Source organism: Nocardiopsis alba DSM 43377 (assembly GCF_000341225.1).
GTDB lineage: Bacteria > Actinomycetota > Actinomycetes > Streptosporangiales > Streptosporangiaceae > Nocardiopsis > Nocardiopsis alba.
In genome coordinates this window covers 1-19,721 of sequence record NZ_ANAC01000006.1, presented here as the reverse complement: position 1 = coordinate 19,721, position 19,721 = coordinate 1, and the positions used below count along the sequence as shown (strand labels likewise).

The following is a 19,721-nucleotide window of genomic DNA, read 5'->3' as shown; positions in this document are numbered from 1 at the left end:
GGGAACGGGGGCGGGGTCCCTCCACGCTACCCGGGGGTCCTCGCGGCGTCCGTGGAGCGGGGCGAACCTGACGGGGAAACGTCGGAAACGGGCGGGGCGGGGTCAGAACAGGACGGACATGACCTCGCCGACCTGGCGGAAGCCGACCCTCCGGTAGGTGGCGCGGGCCGCGGTGTTGAAGTCGTTGACGTAGAGGGTCACCCGGGGCGCGAACTCGGCGAGGGCGTAGGAGACCACGGCGGCCATGCCGGCGGTGGAGTGGCCTCGGCCGCGCAGGTCGGGGTGGACCCACACGCCCTGGATCTGGCAGACCTGCGGGGTGACGGCGCCGATCTCGGCCTTGAAGACCACCCGCCCGTCCTCGATGCGGGCGAAGGCGCGGCCGGTGCGGACCAGCTCCTCGACCCGGGCCCGGTAGAGCGCTCCGCCGTCGCCGGAGTCCGGCGGGACCCCGACCTCCTCGGTGAACATGGCCACGCAGGCGGGCACGAGGGCGTCGAGTTCACTGATACGGACGCGACGTACGAGGGGGTCGGCGGGTACCGCCGGCGGGCCGTCGATCTCCAGGACCGGCTGGCTGGCGCGGATGGCGCGGGCGGGGCCCCAGGCCGGTTCGATCTGTTCCCAGAAGTCGCCGACGGCCTCGACCGGGCCGACGATCGACGAACAGCGTCGTCCTCGCCAGCGGGCGTGGTCGGCGAAGCTGCGGATGGCGGCCGGTCCGGCGTTGACCGGGACGAGGTTGGCCCCGGAGTAGCACAGGGCGGTGAGCCGACCCCGCTCGACGTGTCCCCACACCTCGGCGCCGCCGCCACCGGAGATCCCGGTGGTGCTCAGGCGCGAGGCCACGAAGACGTTGCCCACGGGGTCGGCGTCCAGGAGCGCGTACACGGCCTCCCGATGGCGTTCGCCCAGAATCCGAACCGGTGCGGTCCGCAGCATCGCATCTCCCCATCTTCCCGTGGACCCGCCGGACCGGTATCCGGAACGGTCCGCGGTGCCACGACGAATGAGCGCCGAACCCAGCCTATTCGACCGACGCTTCGCTCTCACCCGGGTATTCGAGACCGATCGGTCCGAGTCGGTCCACCGGGGTGTGCGAGGAACTCTGCGAGGTGCGGGGCTCCGGTTCGGGTCGCCCGTCACAGGTGAGGTCGGCCCCGCCCTCTCCGCGTTCGGGCAGGCGTCCCTCGCGGAGGTAGGCGACGACGGTCTCGTCCACACAGGTATTGCCGGTGAGCGAGACTCCGTGGGTGATGCCGCCGTCCTCGATCACCAGCGAGGAACCGGGCAGACGCTCGCGCAGGGCCAGAGAGCCCTCCACCGGGGTGGCGCCGTCGTGGGTGGCGTGCACGATGAGCGCGGGGCCGTCGTAGGCGGGGTGTTCGCCGGGGCCGTCGCCGACCTGGAACCAGGGCTCGGACTCGGCGCTCCAGGTGGCGCACGGAGCGTTGTACCAGGTGTTATGCCACCCCATGAAGGGGGCGTCCGCGTCGACCCCGCGCGCGTCGGCGGACCAGGTCCCCCACTCCCTCGGCCACACGGCGTCGGTGCACTGGACCGCGAGGTAGCCGCCGTAGGCGGGGTCGCTGCCGGCGTCGTCGCCGTAGTCCTCGTGCAGTTCCAGTAGCGGGGCGGAGTCGCCCTCGCGGATCCGGGCGGACAGGGCCCGGGCCACGTCGGGCCAGGTTCCGCCGCTGTAGGCCACCACGATCACGGCCCCCTCCAGTTCGGTGGGGCCGACCGTACCCTCGGCCGGGGTGGCGCGCAGTTCGGACCGCAGGTCGTAGTAGGCGCGGGCGACGGTCTCGCCGTCGGTCCCGAGGCCGTAGACGTCGTCGTGGCGGGCGACCCAGTCGAAGAAGTTCCGGGCGGCACGGTCCAGCGAGCGGCTCTGCACGTGGTTGCTCTCGTACCAGGGCCGGTCCGGGTCGACGACGCTGTCCAGCACCAGGGCGCGGACCCGGTCGGGGTAGAGCGCGCTGTAGACGGTGCCGAGGTAGCTGCCGTAGGAGTAGCCCAGGTAGTCGATGCGGTCGAGGCCCAGGGCCGCCCGGATGGCGTCCATGTCGTGGGCGGTGTCCTCGGTGCGCATGTGGTCCAGGATCGGTCCGGTGTTCTCGGCGCAGGCGCGGGCGTAGGCCTCGGCGTCGGCGCGCAGGGCCGCCTCCTCCCGCTCGTCGGCGGGGACGGTGTCCTTGCGGACCGGGGCGAAGAACGCGGGGTCGCAGGAGACGGAAGGGGTGGAGGCGCCCATGCCCCTCGGGTCGAAGGCGACCACGTCGTAGATCTCGCGTAGCTCCTCGGGCATGCGCAGGTGGGTGTGGGAGGCCCAGCGGCGTCCGGCGCTGCCGGGGCCGCCCGGGTTGACCAGCATCGTGTGCTCGGCGGTACCGGTGGCGGGCACTCGTGAGAGTGCGATGTCCACGGTCTCGGCGAGGTCCCGGGTGTTCGCGGGGGCGACGTCACGGGCCAGGGGCACGGTGAGGGTCGCGCATTCGAGTGTCTCGTTCTCGACCGGTTCGAGGTCCTCGCAGGGGCGCCAGTCCAGGGAGCGCTGGTCGACCCGGGTGACGGGGGCCGCGGCCTCCGGGGCGAGCCCCTGCGGGGCGGCCTGGGCGGGGGGCATCGCCACCAGGGATGCGAGAAGGGCCCCTCCGCCGCAGAAGGCGACCCATGGTGTACCGGTTCGTGCTCGCACTGGTCCATCCTCCGCGTTCCGGTCGAATCGTCCACTGCATTCTTTCCATCACGGAGCGTGACGAGAGGAAACGACACGGGCCCCGTTCGGGGTCTTCGGCGGTAACATGTGCCCTGGTCAGATCAGACGTGGACAAAAGGGGCGCAATGCGGCTGGATCGTGTCGATGAGCGGATCATCGCGATACTCGGCGCGGACGCGAGGATGAGCTTCGCCGAGATCGGGGGCGAGGTCGGTCTCAGCCCCTCGGCGGTCAAACGCCGTGTGGATCGGCTGGTCGAATCCGGCGCCGTGCGCGGCTTCACCGTCGTGGTCGAACCCGAGGCGATCGGATGGACCACCGAGGCCTTCATCGAACTCTACTGCCGGGCCCGCACCTCCCCCGGGGAGATCCGCACCGGACTGGCCGGCTACGCCGAGGTCACCTCGGCCTGCACCGTCACCGGGGACGCCGACGCCGTGGTGCAGGTCCGCGCCCGCGACACACGCCACCTGGAGGAGGTCATCGAGCGCATCGGCGCCGAGCCCTTCGTGGTGCGCACCAAGAGCACCCTGGTGCTGTCCCGACTGATCGATCGCCCCGTCCTCGCCGGCTCCGCCGACCTCTCCTAGGACCGCCGAGGGCGGCGACGGCTAGAGGTACCAGTGGGCGGCCAGGAACGCCCCCGCCCAGGTGAGGCCGAAGGCCATGGGTGCCACCAGCACGGGTATCGGGGACCAGGAGCGGCGCGCCCGGGACAGGCCGTCGTCGTGCCACACCCGATCCGCCCGGAGCTCCTCCACCCGCGCGGAGATCCGCTCCGCCGGCCGTTCGGCCGGGCCGGTGCCGAGGAACATGGTGGGTCGGGAACGCCGGTAGGTCCGGACCACCACGAGCCCCTCGCCCCTCGTGCGGATCTCGATCCGGGCGTCCTCGGTGACCCGCACACTCTCGACATCGACCCACCGGACCCGGGTGACGGTCCGGAACCCCCCTGTGAGGAGCCCGTCCTCCCGCATCAGGGTCACGTAGCCGAAGGCGCTCGCGCACCAGGCCCACAAGAGGAGAAAGACGATCACATGGCCCCCGACGCCGAACCACGGGGAGATCTCCCACGCCGCCTCACCGGTCTCGATGAGCAGTACGAAACAGGCGAAGAGAACGATGGGCGCGGACATGGCCGTCACCGGTGACCAGTGGACGCTGCGGAGGGGGTCGCGCGCGGGGGTACGCATGGGGGAATCCCGTCGGGAGGTCCGGGCCCGGAGCGGGAACCGGGAGGGGTACCGGATCGATACCCGCGGGGACCGACGGAACACGCGCACCCGCGGGCCGAAAGCGGCCACCCCGCACGGGGCCCGGACCGAAGGACCCTTCCCCGCGTGAGAAGGGCCCCGGCCCACGTCGGAACGCGGGCCGGGGCCGGATACGCGAGGGAGCGCGCGCTCTCGGATCAGTCCTCGGGGAGGGCGACCGGGGCCATCTCGTCGAACAGGTCGCCCGGGCCGGGGTTGGTCGCGTCCGTCTCGCCACCGAAGTGGTGCATGACGCCCCACACCGCGTTCAGCGCGGTCTGCACCGCGCCCTCGGCCCAGCCGGCGGTCCAGGAGATGTCGTCGCCCGCCAGGAACAGGCCGCGGTGACGCTCCTCCAGGTCGTCCTGGCGGAAGTGGGTGAACAGGCGGCGCTGGTACCGGTAGTGGCCGGGCAGGTTGGCCTTGAACGCGCCCATGAAGTAGGGCTCGTCCTCCCAGGAGATCGTGACCGGGTCGCCGGTGATGTGCGAACGGATGTCCACGCCCGGGTAGATCTTGCCCAGCGAGGCCAGCATGACCTCCAGCCGCTCGCCGGCCGACAGCGGCAGCCACTTGAGCGAGTCGTCGCACCAGGTGTAGGACATGCAGATCGCGGCGGGCGCGTCCGGGTCCTCCCCCTCCAGCAGGTAGGTGCCGCGGGTCATACGGTCGGTGAGCGTCATGCTCATGACGTCACGGCCGGTCTCGGGGTCCTTGTCCCGCCAGAAGGCGCGGTCCACCGGAACGAAGAGCTTCGAGGACTCCATGTAGTGGGTGCGCTCGATCGCGGTCCAGTGGTCGATGGGCAGCAGGTCGTCGTCGCAGTCGATCTTGGACAGCAGCATCCAGGCCTGGCCGGTGAAGACCGCGGTCGGGAAGGTCCGGGTGGAGCCGGAGGCGTCGGTGACCGTGATGTTGCCCTCGGGACGCCCCTTGGCCGCGGTGCGCCGCAGCGCGGTCACGGCCGGACGCGGCTCGCCGTCGTGCAGCGAGGCGAGGGAGGTGCCCTGCGCCCAGTACACGAGCTTGTCCGGGGCGTCCTCCCACAGACGCAGTGGGAGCCGGTCGACGCCGCCGACGATGCCCATGTGGTCGTCGTCCGCGCCGGTGTAGGTGACCCGCAGGATCTCCAGGATGGAGTTGGGGAAGTCGGTGTCCCAGCCGCCGGTGCCGAAGCCCACCTGGCCGAAGATCTCCCGGTGACGGAAGGAGGAGAAGGCCGGGGAGTCGCACAGGAAGCCGTAGAAGGTCTGGTTGTCGAGCCTTTCGACCAGGCGGTTCCAGATCTCCTTCTGAGTGGCGACGTCGCGTTCGCGGATGGCCCGCTGCATGCGGGTGTGCTCGACGCTCTCCAGGGTCCGGTCCCAGGCCCGCGCGACCTCGCGGTAGACCTCGGGAAGGTCGTCGAGTTCCGTGGCGTAGTGCGACTCGCCCTTGAGGTCGACGACGGTGCTCGGGGTCGAGGAGGCCAGCGGGTTGGGGAAGGGCGTGGTGCGCAGGCCGACCCGGTCCACGTAGTGCCAGAAGGCGGTGGAGGACGGCGGGAAGCGCATGGCGCCCATCTCGGCGACGACGTCGTCGGGGCAGCCCTTCATCCGCTCGGTGCGCAGACGTCCGCCGATCCGGTCGGCCTCGTACACGACCGGCTTCAGGCCCATCTTCATGAGCTCGTAGGCGGTGACGATGCCGGACAGGCCACCGCCGATCACCGCGACCTCGGTGCCGTGGTGTTCGGCGGGCACCTGGCCCAGCCCGGCGGGGTGCGCCAGGTAGGAGTCGTAGGCGAACGGGAAGTCCGGCCCGCACATGTTCAGGGGAGGTTCACCCTGGGAAGCGGTTCCGGCGGCCGTGGGCACGGCAGACGTCATGGGGCCCTCCTTCACTGGGGCTGGATCGTGGGTGTGGCGGTGGTGGGTGTGGCGGTGATCGGTCAGCGGTGGCCGTACAGGTCCGCTCGACGATCGTCCGTGTAGGACTGTTCGGCCCGGACCTCCGCGACGGCGGCCGGATCGACGTCGCCGAACAGCAGTTCCTCGTCGGGGCCTGCGCGCAGCAGTTCGCCGCCGTCGGGGCCGACCAGGGCGCTCAGCCCGACGTAGTCGAGGTCGCCCTCGGTGTCGCAGCGGTTCACGTAGGCCAGGTGGATCTGGTTCTCCATGGCCCGGGCGGGCACGAGGAGGGTGGCCACCGAGGTGGTGGGCGCCATCAGGCCGGTGGGCACGACCAGGAGGGTGGTACCGGCCAGGGCGTGCGCCCGCACCATCTCGGGGAACTCCACGTCGTAGCAGACGAGGAGGCCGATACGGTGTCCGCCCAGGTCGGCCTGGACGATCGGCTCCGTCCCCGGGGAGAACAGGCTCCGGTCCAGGTCGCCGAACAGGTGGGTCTTGCGGTAGAGCGCGAGGGAGGCCCCCGTGGCGTCCACGAGCCGTACCGCGTTGTACACGTTCCCGTCGGCGAGTTCGGGGAAGCCGTAGACGATCGCCACGCCGGTGTCGGCGGCGATGCGGGCGACCTCCTCGAAGAGAGGGCCGTCGGCCGGCTCGGCCAGTTCCCGCACCCGGGGGCCGATGTTGTAGCCGGACAGCGACATCTCGGGACCGACGAGGAGGGCGGCGCCCTCGGCCGCGGCCTCGCGGGCCCGATCGGCGAGACGGCTCAGGGAGGAGGCGGTGTCGCCGCTACGTCCGGTGCCCTGGTCCAGGGCCACGCGCAGTGGTGCGGGCATCGCTCTTTCCTCCGTATCGTCGCTGATGGGACCGTTCGAGGACGTTCCCGAAGGCCGCTCCCACTCTAGGTGGACGGGGGCGTCGGAAGCGTGTGCCGGAGCATCGACCTGTTGCGAGTTCGCGCGCTCCGACGCCGGTTCGTTGCGCGGTGACGCACGTCCACGCCGGTTACCGTCCTGGAGGAGAACACGGGGGCGCTCCGGAGGATTCCCGCCCCCGCCCGTTCACCGTCGCGCCCCTGCCCCCTGCTCCCCCTCCTCGGTCAGTTCGGCGGCGGATTCGGTCTGGATCCGGGCGACCTCTTCGAGGAGGTCGGCGAAGGCCTCCAGCTCACGCGCGTCGTAGCGCTCCAGGAGTCCGTCGAGGCGCCGGAGGAAGCCGGCGAACAGCCGTTGGACGTCGCCGGGGAGGTCGGGGCCGAGCTCGACCAGGACCCGCCGGCCGTCCCGTTCGTCCTTGCGTCGACGGACGTAGCCGCGCCGTTCGAGGCGGTCGGCGACCCCGGTCACCGAGGCGGGGGCCAGACCGCACAGTCGCACGAGCTCTCCCGCGGCGAGCGGGCCGTTCTCCTCCAACAGACCGAGGATCTTCCAGTCGGTCACGCCGATACCGAGCCGATCGCCCAGCGCGGTGTGGAACATGACGGCCGCGTTGCTCTGGTGCCGCCCGGCCTCCGAGACCCGGGCCCGCGCCCGCTCGAGGCGCTCGTGTTCGACGTTCTCCTCGTCGGGTGTTGACATCGATCGCCACTCCTTCTTAATATTTCGTTCGAGCGAAAGAAATAACTGGGCGACACCAGACTACCCGAGGTGGTTCTCATGCGTGTTCTGATCATCGGCTCCGGAATCGGCGGCCCGGTGGCGGCGACCGCCCTGCGCCGCGCGGGGATCGACGCCACCGTCTTCGAGGCCCACGACGGCCCCGGCACGAACCTCGGCGCCCACCTCGGGCTGGCCCCCAACGGCCTGGCGGTGCTGCGCTCACTCGATCTGCTGCGCCCGGTCCTGGAGGCGCCCGGGACCCTGCCCTCCTCCAGGATCGAGTTCCGCGACGGCCGGGGACGGATCATGGGACGCCTGTCCGACGGATCCACCGAACTCGAACCGGAACTGCGCAGTGTGAGCGCACGACGGGGCGTGCTCCAGACGGTCCTGGCCGAGACCGCCGCCGACCTGGGCACCACCGTCGAGTACGGTCGCCGCCTGGTCCGCCACACCGACACCGGGACCGAGGTGATCGCGGAGTTCGCCGACGGGTCCGTCGAGAGGGGCGACGTCCTCGTCGGGGCCGACGGGATCCACTCCGTCGTGCGCCGATCCCTGTTCCCCGACGCCCCCGCGCCGACCTACACCGGCCTCCTCGACCTGGGCGGACGGACCCCGAACGCGGGCGCCCCGCCCACCCCGGAGGACACCTCCCGGCTGATCTGGGGACGTCGCGCCTTCGCCGGCTACCAGACCGCGCCGGACGGGGACGCCTACTGGTTCGTCAACGTTCCGCATCCCGAGCTCACCCGGGAGGAGATCGCCGCACGCCCGGACTCGGAGTGGAAACGTTTCGCCCTCGACCTGGCGATCGACCGGACCGGCGACCTCGACACCGTGCTGCGGGCCTCCGAACCGCGCCTGTTCCGACCGCGCGGTGTGTACACCATCCCCACCCTGCCGCACTGGCGCCGAGGCCGGGTCGCGCTCCTGGGCGACGCCGCCCACGCGCTGCCCAACTCCAGCGGCCAGGGGGCGTCGATGGCGATGGAGGACGCGCTGGTCCTGGCCATGTGCCTGCGGGACTCCGACACCCCGGAGCGCGGTCTGGCCGCCTACGAGCGGATCCGCCGGGGGCGGGTGGAGGCGATCATCGAGGAGGGCACCCGGAGGGGCGACCTGAAGCTCGTCACCCATCCCGTGGGGGTCTTCCTCCGCGACCGGTTGCTGCTGCCCCTGGTGTTCCGCCGGGCGGCCGGGGCCGGCGGCCACTCCCCGGTCTTCGACCACAGGGTCGACTTCGACGCGCCCGTGGCCACATGAGACGGGGCGGCGGGGAGATCTCCTCTCCCCGCCGCCCCGTACCCGTTCGAGCGGTCCGCGTCAGACGCGGACGTCCACCTCGGGCTCGTCCTCCAGCGCCGAACGGCGCATGCTGTAGCCGAAGTAGATGATCAGGCCGACCACGAGCCAGGCGCCGAAGGCGATCCACACGCTCAGCGACATGCTGAACATCAGGTAGGCGCAGGAGAGCACGCCCAGGACCGGGGTGACCGGGGCGCCCGGCATACGGAAGGAGCGCTCGAGGTCGGAGCGGGTCCTGCGCAGCACCAGGACGGCGACGTTGACCAGGGCGAAGGCGAACAGCGTGCCGATCGCGGTGGCGTCGGCGAGCGGGCCGAGCGGGATGAAGGCGGCCAGGGCGGCGATGAACACCGAGGTGATGACGGTGTTGGCGCGCGGGGTGCCCTTGGCGTCGACCTTGGAGAAGGCCTTCGGGATGAGGCCGTCGCGCGACATCGCGTAGAGGATGCGGGTCTGGCTGTAGAGGACGACCAGAACCACGCTGGCCAGCGCCAGGACGGCGCCGGCGGCGAAGACGACCGCCCAGATCGGGGTTCCGGTGACCATGGTCAGGATCCCGGCCAGCGTGGTCTCGCCGTCCGCGAAGTCGTTCCAGTTGAGGGCGCCCACGGCGCTGAAGGCCACCAGGCAGTAGATCGCCGTCACCAGGATCATGGAGAACATGATCGCGCGCGGAAGGTCGCGCTGCGGGTTCTTGGCCTCCTCGCTGGCGGTGGAGGCCGAGTCGAAACCGATGTAGGAGAAGAACAGGGTGGCTCCGGCCGCGGAGACGCCGGCCATGCCCATCGGCATGAAGGGCGCGAAGTTGCCCCGCTGGACGGCGGTGATCGCGATGGCCACGAACATGACCAGGATGAGGACCTTGATCGCGACCATGACGGCGTTGACCCGGGTGCTCTCGCGCACCCCGGCGAGCAGGGCGAACATCGACAGGAGGATGACGACCGCGGCGGGCACGTTGACCACGCCGCCTTCCAAGGGGCCGGCCAACAGCGCGGGGGGAAGCGCCAGTCCGGTGGTCAGGTGGAGTAGCTCGTTGATGTACTGCCCCCAGCCGACGCCGACCGCGGCGATGGAGACGCCGTAGGTGAGCATCAGACACCATCCGCACACCCAGGCCATGAACTCGCCCATGGTGGCGTAGGAGTAGGAGTAGGCCGAACCGGAGGCGGGGATCATCCCGGCCATCTCGGCGTAGGCCAGCGCGGAGAACAGGGCGGTGATGCCGGCCAGGACGAACGCCACGATGACGGCGGGGCCGGCGATGGGCACGGCCTCGCCCAGGACCACGAAGACACCGGTGCCCAGGGTGGCGCCGATACCGATCATCGACAGTTGCCAGAATCCCATGGTGCGGCGTAGACCGCTGTCGCTCTCGGTCTCGGCCACCAGCTTCTCGACCGGCTTGCGTCTGCTCAGACGCCGACCGAGTGTGGGCGCGACCGTGTCCCCCTTGGCGGGTGTCTTCTGGTCAACCACGAATCGACTCCTCGATGTTCTGCGGGTGGACACGGAGGGGATAACGCCGCATCAGACCAACGGAATCCCAAATGTGCCCCAGGCAACATTAATGCTGTTGCCTGAGTAACATGACCCACATTCGTTGCGTTTGTCGTGTTCAGTCGCCTTGTTCGTGCGTATCCACGCAAGAAAACGTCACCGAACGTGACACTTGCCACAGATGGATACCCTGGGTAACAGCGCTTTTCTGACCTGCGACGACATCACTCGACACCCACCGGCACCTGTAAGCGCCACCGTCGGCGGGCTGTTCCCTCCCCCGGAAACGAGTGAGGGGGAGCACGGCCCACGCCGTACTCCCCCTCACGAACGCTCGATCCCCGCGGGGCCGAGCGTGGGATCAACCGGTCACCGAGACACTGGGCTCACCCTCGGCCCCGGCCTCGCCCATCTCCTCGGCGATGCGCATGGCCTCCTCGATGAGGGTCTCGACGATCTTGGACTCGGGCACGGTCTTGATGACCTCGCCCTTGACGAAGATCTGACCCTTGCCGTTACCCGAGGCCACACCCAGGTCGGCGTCACGCGCCTCACCGGGGCCGTTGACGACGCAACCCATGACGGCCACGCGCAGCGGCACCTCCAGGCCCTCCAGACCGGCGGTGACCTCCTCGGCGAGCGTGTAGACGTCCACCTGGGCGCGGCCGCAGCTCGGGCAGGAGACGATCTCCAGGCCGCGCTCGCGCATGCCCAGCGACTCCAGGATCTGGGCGCCGACCTTGACCTCCTCCGCCGGCGGGGCCGACAGGGAGACGCGGATGGTGTCGCCGATGCCCTCCGAGAGCAGGGCGCCGAAGGCCACCGAGGACTTGATCGTGCCCTGGAAGGCCGGGCCCGCCTCGGTGACGCCCAGGTGCAGCGGGTAGTCGCAGGCCTGCGACAGCAGACGGTAGGCGTTGACCATCACGACCGGGTCGTTGTGCTTGACCGAGATCTTGATGTCCCGGAAGCCGTGCTCCTCGAACAGCGAGCACTCCCACAGCGCGGACTCCACCAGCGCCTCGGGGGTGGCCTTGCCGTACTTGGCCAGCAGACGCTTGTCGAGCGAACCGGCGTTGACGCCGATCCGGATCGGGGTGCCCGCCTCACCCGCGGCCTTGGCGATCTCGGCGACCTTGTCGTCGAACTTCTTGATGTTGCCCGGGTTGACGCGCACGGCCGCGCAACCGGCCTCGATGGCCGCGAACACGTACTTGGGCTGGAAGTGGATGTCGGCGATCACCGGGATCTGCGACTTCTTCGCGATGATCGGCAGCGCGTCGGCGTCGTCGTTGGTGGGCACGGCCACCCGGACGATCTGACACCCCGTGGCCGTGAGCTCGGCGATCTGCTGGAGGGTCGCGTTGATGTCGGAGGTGCGGGTCGTCGTCATCGACTGCACGGACACCGGGGCGTCACCGCCCACGGGAACGTTCCCGACCATGATCTGCCGCGTCTTGCGCCGGGTCGCCAGCGGGCGCGGCGGAGTTGCGGGGATACCGAGATCGACGGTCACGCTTGATTCACCTCGTCTGCCGCCGGAGGGGGGCGGCACTTGATGTCGCGGTTCGTGGGAGCGAGGGGCGCCGAAGCGGCGCCGGCTCCGCGTTCGGGTGCACCGTTCGGTCGGCCGATGGGCCGTGCCGTCGTTCCCGGAACGCGCACCCAAGGTTACCCGCCTCCGAAGCACCGCTCCGCCCCTCGTGGCGGCACTCACACCGGTTCGTCCCCTGTTCACCCCCGTATCCGCCCCGAGACGCGCCGAGGGGCACGGATGTTCCGTGCCCCTCGGTGGTCTTTCGGCCCGGCCGGATCGATCAGCCGAACAACAGGACCGGGTTGAACAGATCGGCCACGAGCAGGATGACGCTGAACACCAGGAAGCAGGCCACCACCACATAGGCCACGGGGGTGAGCATCGCGATGTCCACCGGCCCCGGGTCGGGGCGTCGGAACAGGCGCGCGGCCCCGCGCTTGATCGACTCCCAGATCGCCCCGGCCATGTGCCCGCCGTCCAGCGGCAGGATCGGCACCAGGTTGAAGGCGAACAGGAAGAGGTTGACGCCCGCCAGGATGCTGATCATCAGCGCGGCGGTGTCCGCGACCGGCAGCCCCTGCGACATGATCTCGCCGCCGATGCGGGAGATGCCGACGATCCCGACCGGTGAGTCCTCGGTGCGCTGTTCCCCCAGGAAGGCGGCGCCGAACACCTCGGGCACCTTGCTCGGCAGGGCGATGATCGCCTGGCCGACGTTGACCAGCATGTCGCCCGTCTCGGAGGCGGACTCGGCGACCGTGAGGGTCTCCCGCTCCTTGGCGAAGACGATGCCCAGGAAGCCGACCGTCTCGCTCTCCAGGACACGACGGCCCTGCTCGTCGTAGACGTGGTCGCCCTTCTCATCGGTCTCGTAGATGAAATCGCCCTGGGCGTCACGGGCGGGCAGTTCGCTCTGGATGATGTCGACGGTGGTGGTGAAACGCTCCCCGTCCCGCTCGACACCGAACTCGGTCGGGCCGTCGGCCGCCCGGATCTCCCGGTTGGCGTCGACCCACTCGGGGGTCTCGGTGCCGCCCACGGAGACGATCACGTCGCCGGGCAGCAGCCCCGCCTCCGCCGACGGGGTCGGCGGCAGGTCGTCGGTGCACTCGGTGGCGGTACTGCCCATGGGAGCCACACACTCGGTGACCAGGCCGATCTCGGTGGTGTCCTTGTAGACGCCGATGCCCATGAAGAGCACGCCCAGCAGGGCGACGCCCAGGATCAGGTTCATCGCGGGACCGGCGAACATGACGATCAGACGCTTCCAGGGTGAGCGCTGATAGAACTGCCGGTCCTCGTCCTCGGGGCTCAACTCGACGTAGGAGGCCTCACGGGCGTCCTCGGCCATGGCCCGCCACCGGGACATCTTCTTCGCGCTCTGATCCGCCTCGCGACGGGACGGCGGGAGCATGCCCACCATCCGCACGAAACCGCCCAACGGCACCGCCTTGACGCCGTACTCGGTCTCGCCGCGCTTCGTCGACCACAGGGTCTTGCCGAAGCCGACCATGAACTCGGTGCACTTGATGCCGAACATCTTGGCCGTGGCCATGTGGCCGAGTTCGTGCCAGGCGATCGAGAGCAGCAGTCCCAGGACGAGCAGGATGATCCCGACCACGGTCAGCAGCACGACCATGTATCTCTCCTCAAGCCAGAATCGGTCCTCAGCCGCGCGCCAGCAGCTCGCGCGCGCGGGTTCGGGCCCAGGTGTCGGCGGCGTACACGTCGTCCAGGGTCAGGGTCGAGGCTCCCGGGCGGTCCGTCCGCTGGTGTTCAGAGACTACCTGGGAGACGGTGTCCATGATCGCCGGGAACGCGAGCCTTCCACCGAGAAAGGCGTCGACGGCCTCTTCGTTGGCCGCGTTGTAGACGGCCGGGGCGGTGCCGCCCTCGGCGCCGACCTCGGCGGCGATCCGCACGGCGGGGAAGGCCTCCTCGTCCAGGGGCTCGAAGGTCCAGCTCTGGGCCTTGGTCCAGTCCATGCCCGGGGCGGCGTCCGGCACCCGTTCGGGCGCGCCGAGGCCGTAGGAGATCGGGATCATCATGCTCGGCGGGCTGGCCTTGGCCAGGGTGGTGCCGTCCACGTACTCGACCATGGAGTGGACGATCGATTGGGGGTGGACGACCACGTCGATCCGCTCGAAGGGGATGTCGAACAGCAGGCTGGCCTCGATGACCTCCAGACCCTTGTTGACCAGGGTCGCGGAGTTGACGGTGATGACCGGGCCCATACTCCAGGTCGGATGGTCGAGCGCCTCGGCCGGGGTGACCTCGGCCAGGTCCTCTCGCTTACGGCCGCGGAAGGGGCCGCCGCTGGCGGTGATGACGAGACGACGCACCTCGTCGCGGCGGGCGTGCACCAGCCCCTGGGCCGGGCTGGCCAGCTCGCCCTCGGGCAGATACGGGAAGCACTGGGCGAGGGCGTAGTGCTCGGAGTCGACCGGGACGATCTGCCCGGGGGCGGCCAGGTCGCGCACCAGCGGGCCGCCGATGATGAGGGACTCCTTGTTCGCCAGGGCCAGGGTGGTCCCGGCGCGCAGCGTGGCGAGGGTGGACTCCAGTCCCAGGGCCCCGGTGATCCCGTTGAGGACGACGTCGCAGGGGGAGCCGGCCAGCTCGGCCACGCCCTCGGCCCCGGTCAGCACCTCCGGTGAGGCCCCCCGCTCCTTCAGCGGACGGGCGAGCTCGGCCGCCCGTTCGGGGTCGGCCACCGCCACCCGCTCGACGCCGAGCCGTGCCGCCTGCTCGGCGAGCAGATCCACGCGTCCGCCGCCCGCGGCCAGCCCCACCACCCGGAAACGTCCGGGGTTGCGCAGGACGATGTCGATGGCCTGGGTCCCGATGGATCCGGTGGACCCGAGGATCACTACTGTTCGCTGCTGTTCTTCTCGCACCGTCCCATTGTCGCCCACCGGCACGGGGCTCCGCCGTGCTTCGGGGTTCCTCGACCCGGGCGACATCGTGGCGTCACGGGAGGTTTACAGGCGGGCGCGTATCGCTTAACTTGACCACTGAGTAAGTTACCTCACAGTAAAGTGAGACGCCGAACACGGCCGGTCCGACCGAACGCCGGCCCTCCCCCCGATGGTGAGGCGCGACGACCCATCGGAACCTCTCCCCCGCCCCGAACGAGGTTTCGCCATGATCCCCGTCAGAACCCGTGCCCGCGTCGGCACGCTCCCCCGTGTACTCGCCCTGGCGGTGACGACCGTACTCGTCGCCGCGTTCCTGTCCCCGGCCCCCGCCGCCGCCCAGAGCGTGGGCTCCACCATCACCTACGAGACCATCGCCGGCCACGGCGGCACCGAACTGAGGGCCAAGGTCATCACCCCGACCGGTGTCGAGGGCCCGCACCCGCTCCTGGTCATGCCCTCCGCCTGGGGCACCCCGCACATCCTCTACGTCGGCGCCGCCAAGAAGCTGGCAGAGGAGTCCGGCTACCAGGTGGTCGCCTACACCTCCCGGGGCTTCTGGGACTCCGAGGGCGGCATCGAGGTCGCCGGCCCCGAGGACCGCGCCGACGCGAGCGCCGTCATCGACTGGGCCCTGGAGCACACCGAGGCCGACCCCGAGCGGATCGGCATGGCCGGCATCTCCTACGGCGGCGGCATCAGTCTGCTGACCGCCGCCGAGGACGACCGGATCGGAGCGGTCGCCTCCATGAGCGGCTGGGCCGACCTGGGCGCCTCCCTCTACCCCGGCGAGACCGTCGACGTGCAGTCCGCCGAACTCCTGCTCCTGGCCGGCAACCTGCTCGGGCGCCCCGGAGCGGCTTTGGAGGAGATCGAACGCGAATACCGGCGCGGCAACATCCAGCCCGCCCTCGACCTGTCCCCGGACCGTTCCGCCGCCACCAAGGTGGACCGGATCAACGAGAACGGGACCGCCGTGATGATCGCGCACGGCTGGAACGACGGGATGTTCCCGGTCGGGCACATCACCGACTTCTACGAACGGCTCTCGGGCCCCAAGCGGCTGATGCTCACCCCCGGAGACCACGCCACCCCCGAGGCCTTCGGCGCCGTGGGGCTGCCCAACGAGGTCTGGGAGGACCTGGCCCGCTGGTTCGACCACCACCTCAAGGGCGAGGACAACGGGATCGGCTCCGAGGACCCCGTGCGCGTCAAGCCCAACAACGGCCGCGGCGGATGGACCTCGCACCCCGACTGGGCCTCGGTGACCACCGGGACCGACGAGTACTACCTCGGGGAACCGAGCAAGGACTGGCTGCGCTGGCAGAGCTCCGGCGCCATGGAGACGGAACCGGCGACCGGCTGGGACTACGACTTCCGGACCGGGATCGGCACGACCGCGCGCAGCGGGACGGTGATCCTGTCGGGCGCGCTCCAGCAGTTCTTCGACGTGCCCACCGGGGTCCTGCTGCCCACCGTGGACCGGTACCGGGCGGCCGTGTGGACCAGCCCCGCCTATCCGGACGGCGCCCGGGTCGCCGGCACCCCCGAGGTGACGTTCACGTTCACCCCGACCGCCGTGGACCAGTCGGTGTTCGTGTACCTGTACGCGATCGACTCCCGGGGAGTGGGCTCGCTGCTGAGCCACGCCCCCTACACCCTGCGCGACGGCACCCCCGGCACCCCCGTGACGGTGGAGACCGAACTGTCGTCGGTGGTGTGGGACGTCCCCGCCGGACACCGGCTGGCGGTCGTGGTCGACAGCCGCGACGCCCGCTACCTCTCCGAGAGCACCGTCGGCCACCGCGTCGAGGTGACCTCCCCCGAGGAGAACCCCACCCGCGTCTCCATTCCCCTGTCTCTTTAGTGTTCGCTTCGGCCACCCCACCCCCTGCGGTGAGATAGGAGGGTGGGCGGCCGTCGCACCCCCTGGGGTTGTTGTAGGAGACCGTGCACCGGTCACCACAGGGGGTGACGGGGTACCTGCCCTTCCCACCTCAACCACCTCGAGGGGCGCTCGTTCAAGAGAAGAGCCAGAACGAACACGGCCGGGCCAAAACCGGACACTCGGGTGCCCGAAAAACCTGCGACACAAACCCGAAGTAGCTAAAGGGTTACTCCGGGTATGGAAAGATCGTGGGCATGACCTCGTCCACCACATACAAGATCCTCGCCCCGTTGGCCGCGGCCGCGGTGGCCCTCGGGGGGCTGGCGATGATCGACCGGCTCCCCGAGCCCGCATCGGCCGTCACACAGGCCCTCTACACCTCGTCCGAAACCCCGACCGAATCCTCGGACCCCTCCGACGATCCGGCCCGTTCCCCCCAGGCCGCCGCCACTCGTGTGGACGGGGTCGCCCACCAGACCGGGGCCCTCACCGAGGCCCAGAACACCCGCGTCCTCGACTACTGGACCAGCGAGCGGATGGCGTCGGCCCAGCCGATCACCAGCCTGCTCGACTCCACCCTCGACCTGGCCTCTCCGAGCGGAGCCACCGAGACCGAACCGCAGGCCTCCCGCCCCGACAGCGACGGCGAGCGCTGGAACGACGGCGGTCTGGTCACCCGCACCACCGGCAAGGTGTACCTGACCATGGACGGACGCGACTTCACGTGTTCGGCCTCGGTGGTGGACTCGGCCAACAAGAGCACGCTGGTCACCGCCGGCCACTGCGCCAAGGACGGCCGCGGATCCTGGGCCCGCAACTGGACCTTCGTGCCCGGCTACGCCGACGGGGAGAGCCCCTACGGCAAGTACACCGCCCGTGACCTGATGGTCCCGCCGCGGTGGGCCGACAAGGCCGACGACAGCTACGACTTCGCGATGGTCGTGCTGAACAAGAACGGTTCCACCGCGGTGCAGGACGAGGTCGGCGCGCAGCGGATCTCCTTCGACACCTGGACCGACGAGCGCGCCCGGCAGGGGGTCCAGGTGTACACCTTCGGCTACCCCTCGGCCTCCCCGTTCGACGGCAGCTCGCTGCACTACTGCTCGGGCCGGACCGTTCCGGACACCGGCGGCACCACCGCCAACGGCGTGCGCTGCACGATGACGCAGGGCTCCAGCGGCGGCCCCTGGTTCTCCGACTTCGACCCGGCCACCGGGCAGGGCACCATCTCCTCGGTGGTGAGCTTCAAGTACGCCGACGACCGCAACACCCAGTACGGTCCCCGGTTGGGAGCCGAGGCCCGGCAACTGTTCGAGCACGCGAGCGGGGTCTGAACCGCCCTCCTCTCGAACCTCGCGAACACGGCCGGCGGCCACCCGTTCTCCCGGGTGACCGCCGACCGTTCGTCGTCCGCCCCTCGGGCCGGACCGCCCCTACAGGTCGATACCGGTGAGGACCATGACGCGCTCGTCGGTGAGGTCGGTCATCGCGGAGCGCACGCCCTCCTTGCCCACGCCCGAACCCTTGACGCCGCCGTAGGGCATCTGGTCGGCGCGGAAGGTCGGCACGTCGCCGATGACCACGCCGCCCACCTCCAGCTCGCGGTGGGCCCGGAAGGCGGTGGGCAGGTCGCGGGTGAACACCCCGGCCTGGAGGCCGTAGTCGCTGTCGTTGACGGCGGCGAAGGCGGCGTCGGTGTCGGCGACGCGCTGGACGACCAGGACCGGCCCGAAGACCTCCTGACGCACCACCTTGGCGTCGGCGGGGGCGTCGGCCACGACGGTGGGGGCGACGGTCACCCCGCCGCGGACGCCTCCGGTGAGCACTCGGGCGCCTCCGGCGACCGCCTCCTCGACCCAGGAGACGACCCGCTCGGCGGAGGCCTCGTCGATCAGCGGGCCGACGTCGGTCTTGGGGTCGGCGGGGTCGCCGGTCCCGAGCGTCTCCACCTCGGCGACCAGGCGCGCCACGAAGTCGTCGTGGACGGCGTCGGTGACCACGACGCGCTGTACGCCGATGCACACCTGCCCGGCCTGGTTGTTGCCGAACAGCGCGATGCGCTTGGCGGCGTGCTCCAGGTCGGCGTCGTCCAGCACCACGGCGGCGGCGTTACCGCCCAGTTCGAGGGTGACGTGCTTGTGCGGGGCGCGTCGCTGGATCTCCCAGCCGAAGGCGCCGCCGGTGAAGGAGACCACGGGCAGCCGCTCGTCGACGATCAGGGAGGCGGCCGACTCGTTGGGCATGGGCAGCACCGAGACCATGCCGCGGGGCAGGTCGGTCTCGGCGATGATCTCGCCGAGGATGAGCGCGGTCATCGGGGTGGCGGGCGCCGGCTTGAGGATGATGGGGGCGCCCACGGCGATGGCGGGGGCGATCTTGTGCGCGACCAGGTTGATCGGGAAGTTGAACGGCGAGATGCCCAGGATCGGGCCCTTGGGCACGCGCCGGATCAGGGCCATGCGGCCGACGCCGCCGGCGTCGGTGTCCAGACGCTGGAGCTCTCCACTGTCCCGGCGGGCCTCCTCGGCGGCCCAGCGGAAGACCGACACGGCGCGACCGGCTTCGGCGCGGGCCCACTTGATGGGCTTGCCGCTCTCGGCGGTGATCACCTGGGCGATCTCCTCGGCGCGTTCGCCGATCCGCCGCTGGATGTGGTCCAAGGCGGAGGCCCGCACGTGCGCGGGCAGGGCCGCGGCCTCGGCGGCGACCGCGTGGGCGGCGGCCACGGCCTCCTCGACCTGCTCCGGGGTGGGCACGGAGACGGTGCCCGCGGCCTCGCCGGTGTAGGGGTTGAGAACGGTCATCTCGGTGTCGCCGGTCGCGGCGGTGCCGGCCAGCCAGAACGGGTGCGTGGTCATGTCGGCGACGCTAACCGCCGCTCAGGCCGGTCCGCCTTGTCCACCCTTGCCAAACGAGGGCCCGCTCTTGGCCACAGTGGAGTAGTGGCCGGTCTCCGAGGCCGGATCGTCGGTGCTCGGCGGCATGATGGCCGTCCACGACCCGGGAAGGGACCCACAGGATGAGCGTCGGCCTCTACTACACCGCCCATCGCGACACCCCGCTGTCCGACGACGAGCGCGCCGTCCTGACGAGGATCGTGGACGAGGG

The 19,721-nt window shown here is 70.6% G+C and carries 15 protein-coding genes; 4 read left to right on the top strand and 11 right to left on the bottom strand.

Annotated features, from left to right (window positions below):
• Nucleotides 1–102: 102 nt before the first annotated feature.
• Both D451_RS0104940 and D451_RS0104935 read right to left on the bottom strand, forming a co-directional pair.
• Nucleotides 103–942, bottom strand: coding sequence for a GNAT family N-acetyltransferase (locus D451_RS0104940; RefSeq protein ID WP_014909790.1), 840 nt, complete (start codon nucleotides 940–942; stop codon nucleotides 103–105).
• 85 nt (nucleotides 943–1,027) lie between these two features.
• Nucleotides 1,028–2,701: an alpha/beta hydrolase gene (locus D451_RS0104935; protein WP_017533621.1), complete on the bottom strand. Its 1,674-nt coding sequence runs from the start codon at nucleotides 2,699–2,701 to the stop codon at nucleotides 1,028–1,030.
• 146 nt (nucleotides 2,702–2,847) lie between these two features.
• On the opposite strand from D451_RS0104935, the gene D451_RS0104930 reads away from it, so the two are divergent.
• Nucleotides 2,848–3,312 (top strand): Lrp/AsnC family transcriptional regulator, encoded by a 465-nt coding sequence (locus D451_RS0104930; protein WP_014910969.1) that lies wholly within the window; start codon nucleotides 2,848–2,850, stop codon nucleotides 3,310–3,312.
• A 21-nt stretch (nucleotides 3,313–3,333) separates the two neighbouring features.
• Here the strand turns inward: D451_RS0104930 and D451_RS0104925 are convergent, their stop codons facing one another.
• The 4 genes from D451_RS0104925 to D451_RS0104910 all read right to left on the bottom strand — a co-directional run bounded on the left by D451_RS0104925 (nucleotide 3,334) and on the right by D451_RS0104910 (nucleotide 7,444).
• Nucleotides 3,334–3,915 (bottom strand): hypothetical protein, encoded by a 582-nt coding sequence (locus D451_RS0104925; protein ID WP_241463286.1) that lies wholly within the window; start codon nucleotides 3,913–3,915, stop codon nucleotides 3,334–3,336.
• Nucleotides 3,916–4,133: 218 nt separating this feature from the next.
• Nucleotides 4,134–5,843, bottom strand: a complete 1,710-nt coding sequence (locus tag D451_RS0104920; protein WP_014908855.1) for a flavin monoamine oxidase family protein — start codon at nucleotides 5,841–5,843, stop codon at nucleotides 4,134–4,136.
• 62 nt (nucleotides 5,844–5,905) lie between these two features.
• Complete coding sequence (locus tag D451_RS0104915; protein ID WP_017533619.1) at nucleotides 5,906–6,703, bottom strand: carbon-nitrogen hydrolase family protein; 798 nt, start codon at nucleotides 6,701–6,703, stop codon at nucleotides 5,906–5,908.
• 225 nt (nucleotides 6,704–6,928) lie between these two features.
• Nucleotides 6,929–7,444 (bottom strand): MarR family transcriptional regulator, encoded by a 516-nt coding sequence (locus tag D451_RS0104910; protein ID WP_017533618.1) that lies wholly within the window; start codon nucleotides 7,442–7,444, stop codon nucleotides 6,929–6,931.
• A gap of 78 nt (nucleotides 7,445–7,522) precedes the next feature.
• Here D451_RS0104910 and D451_RS0104905 point away from each other — a divergent pair, with 78 nt between their 5' ends.
• Nucleotides 7,523–8,731, top strand: a complete 1,209-nt coding sequence (locus D451_RS0104905; protein ID WP_026124837.1) for an FAD-dependent monooxygenase — start codon at nucleotides 7,523–7,525, stop codon at nucleotides 8,729–8,731.
• 60 nt (nucleotides 8,732–8,791) lie between these two features.
• Here D451_RS0104905 and D451_RS0104900 read toward each other — a convergent pair whose 3' ends face one another.
• From D451_RS0104900 to dxr, 4 genes are all read right to left on the bottom strand, one after another.
• Nucleotides 8,792–10,252 (bottom strand): amino acid permease, encoded by a 1,461-nt coding sequence (locus D451_RS0104900; protein WP_014909099.1) that lies wholly within the window; start codon nucleotides 10,250–10,252, stop codon nucleotides 8,792–8,794.
• Nucleotides 10,253–10,634: 382 nt separating this feature from the next.
• The gene (ispG, locus tag D451_RS0104895; protein WP_017533616.1) at nucleotides 10,635–11,789 is read right to left on the bottom strand and encodes a flavodoxin-dependent (E)-4-hydroxy-3-methylbut-2-enyl-diphosphate synthase; all 1,155 of its coding nucleotides are present in this window, start codon (nucleotides 11,787–11,789) and stop codon (nucleotides 10,635–10,637) included.
• A gap of 301 nt (nucleotides 11,790–12,090) precedes the next feature.
• The gene (locus tag D451_RS0104890; protein WP_017533615.1) at nucleotides 12,091–13,449 is read right to left on the bottom strand and encodes a M50 family metallopeptidase; all 1,359 of its coding nucleotides are present in this window, start codon (nucleotides 13,447–13,449) and stop codon (nucleotides 12,091–12,093) included.
• Between the two features lie 28 nt (nucleotides 13,450–13,477).
• Nucleotides 13,478–14,680: a 1-deoxy-D-xylulose-5-phosphate reductoisomerase gene (dxr, locus tag D451_RS0104885; protein ID WP_017533614.1), complete on the bottom strand. Its 1,203-nt coding sequence runs from the start codon at nucleotides 14,678–14,680 to the stop codon at nucleotides 13,478–13,480.
• A gap of 274 nt (nucleotides 14,681–14,954) precedes the next feature.
• Here dxr and D451_RS0104880 point away from each other — a divergent pair, with 274 nt between their 5' ends.
• Both D451_RS0104880 and D451_RS0104875 read left to right on the top strand, forming a co-directional pair.
• Nucleotides 14,955–16,592, top strand: coding sequence for a CocE/NonD family hydrolase (locus tag D451_RS0104880; protein WP_017533613.1), 1,638 nt, complete (start codon nucleotides 14,955–14,957; stop codon nucleotides 16,590–16,592).
• Between the two features lie 275 nt (nucleotides 16,593–16,867).
• Entirely contained in the window at nucleotides 16,868–17,947 is a 1,080-nt protein-coding gene (locus D451_RS0104875) for a trypsin-like serine peptidase (protein WP_017533612.1), read from the top strand.
• A 99-nt stretch (nucleotides 17,948–18,046) separates the two neighbouring features.
• Here the strand turns inward: D451_RS0104875 and D451_RS0104870 are convergent, their stop codons facing one another.
• Nucleotides 18,047–19,471, bottom strand: coding sequence for an aldehyde dehydrogenase family protein (locus D451_RS0104870; protein WP_017533611.1), 1,425 nt, complete (start codon nucleotides 19,469–19,471; stop codon nucleotides 18,047–18,049).
• Nucleotides 19,472–19,721 lie beyond the last annotated feature (250 nt).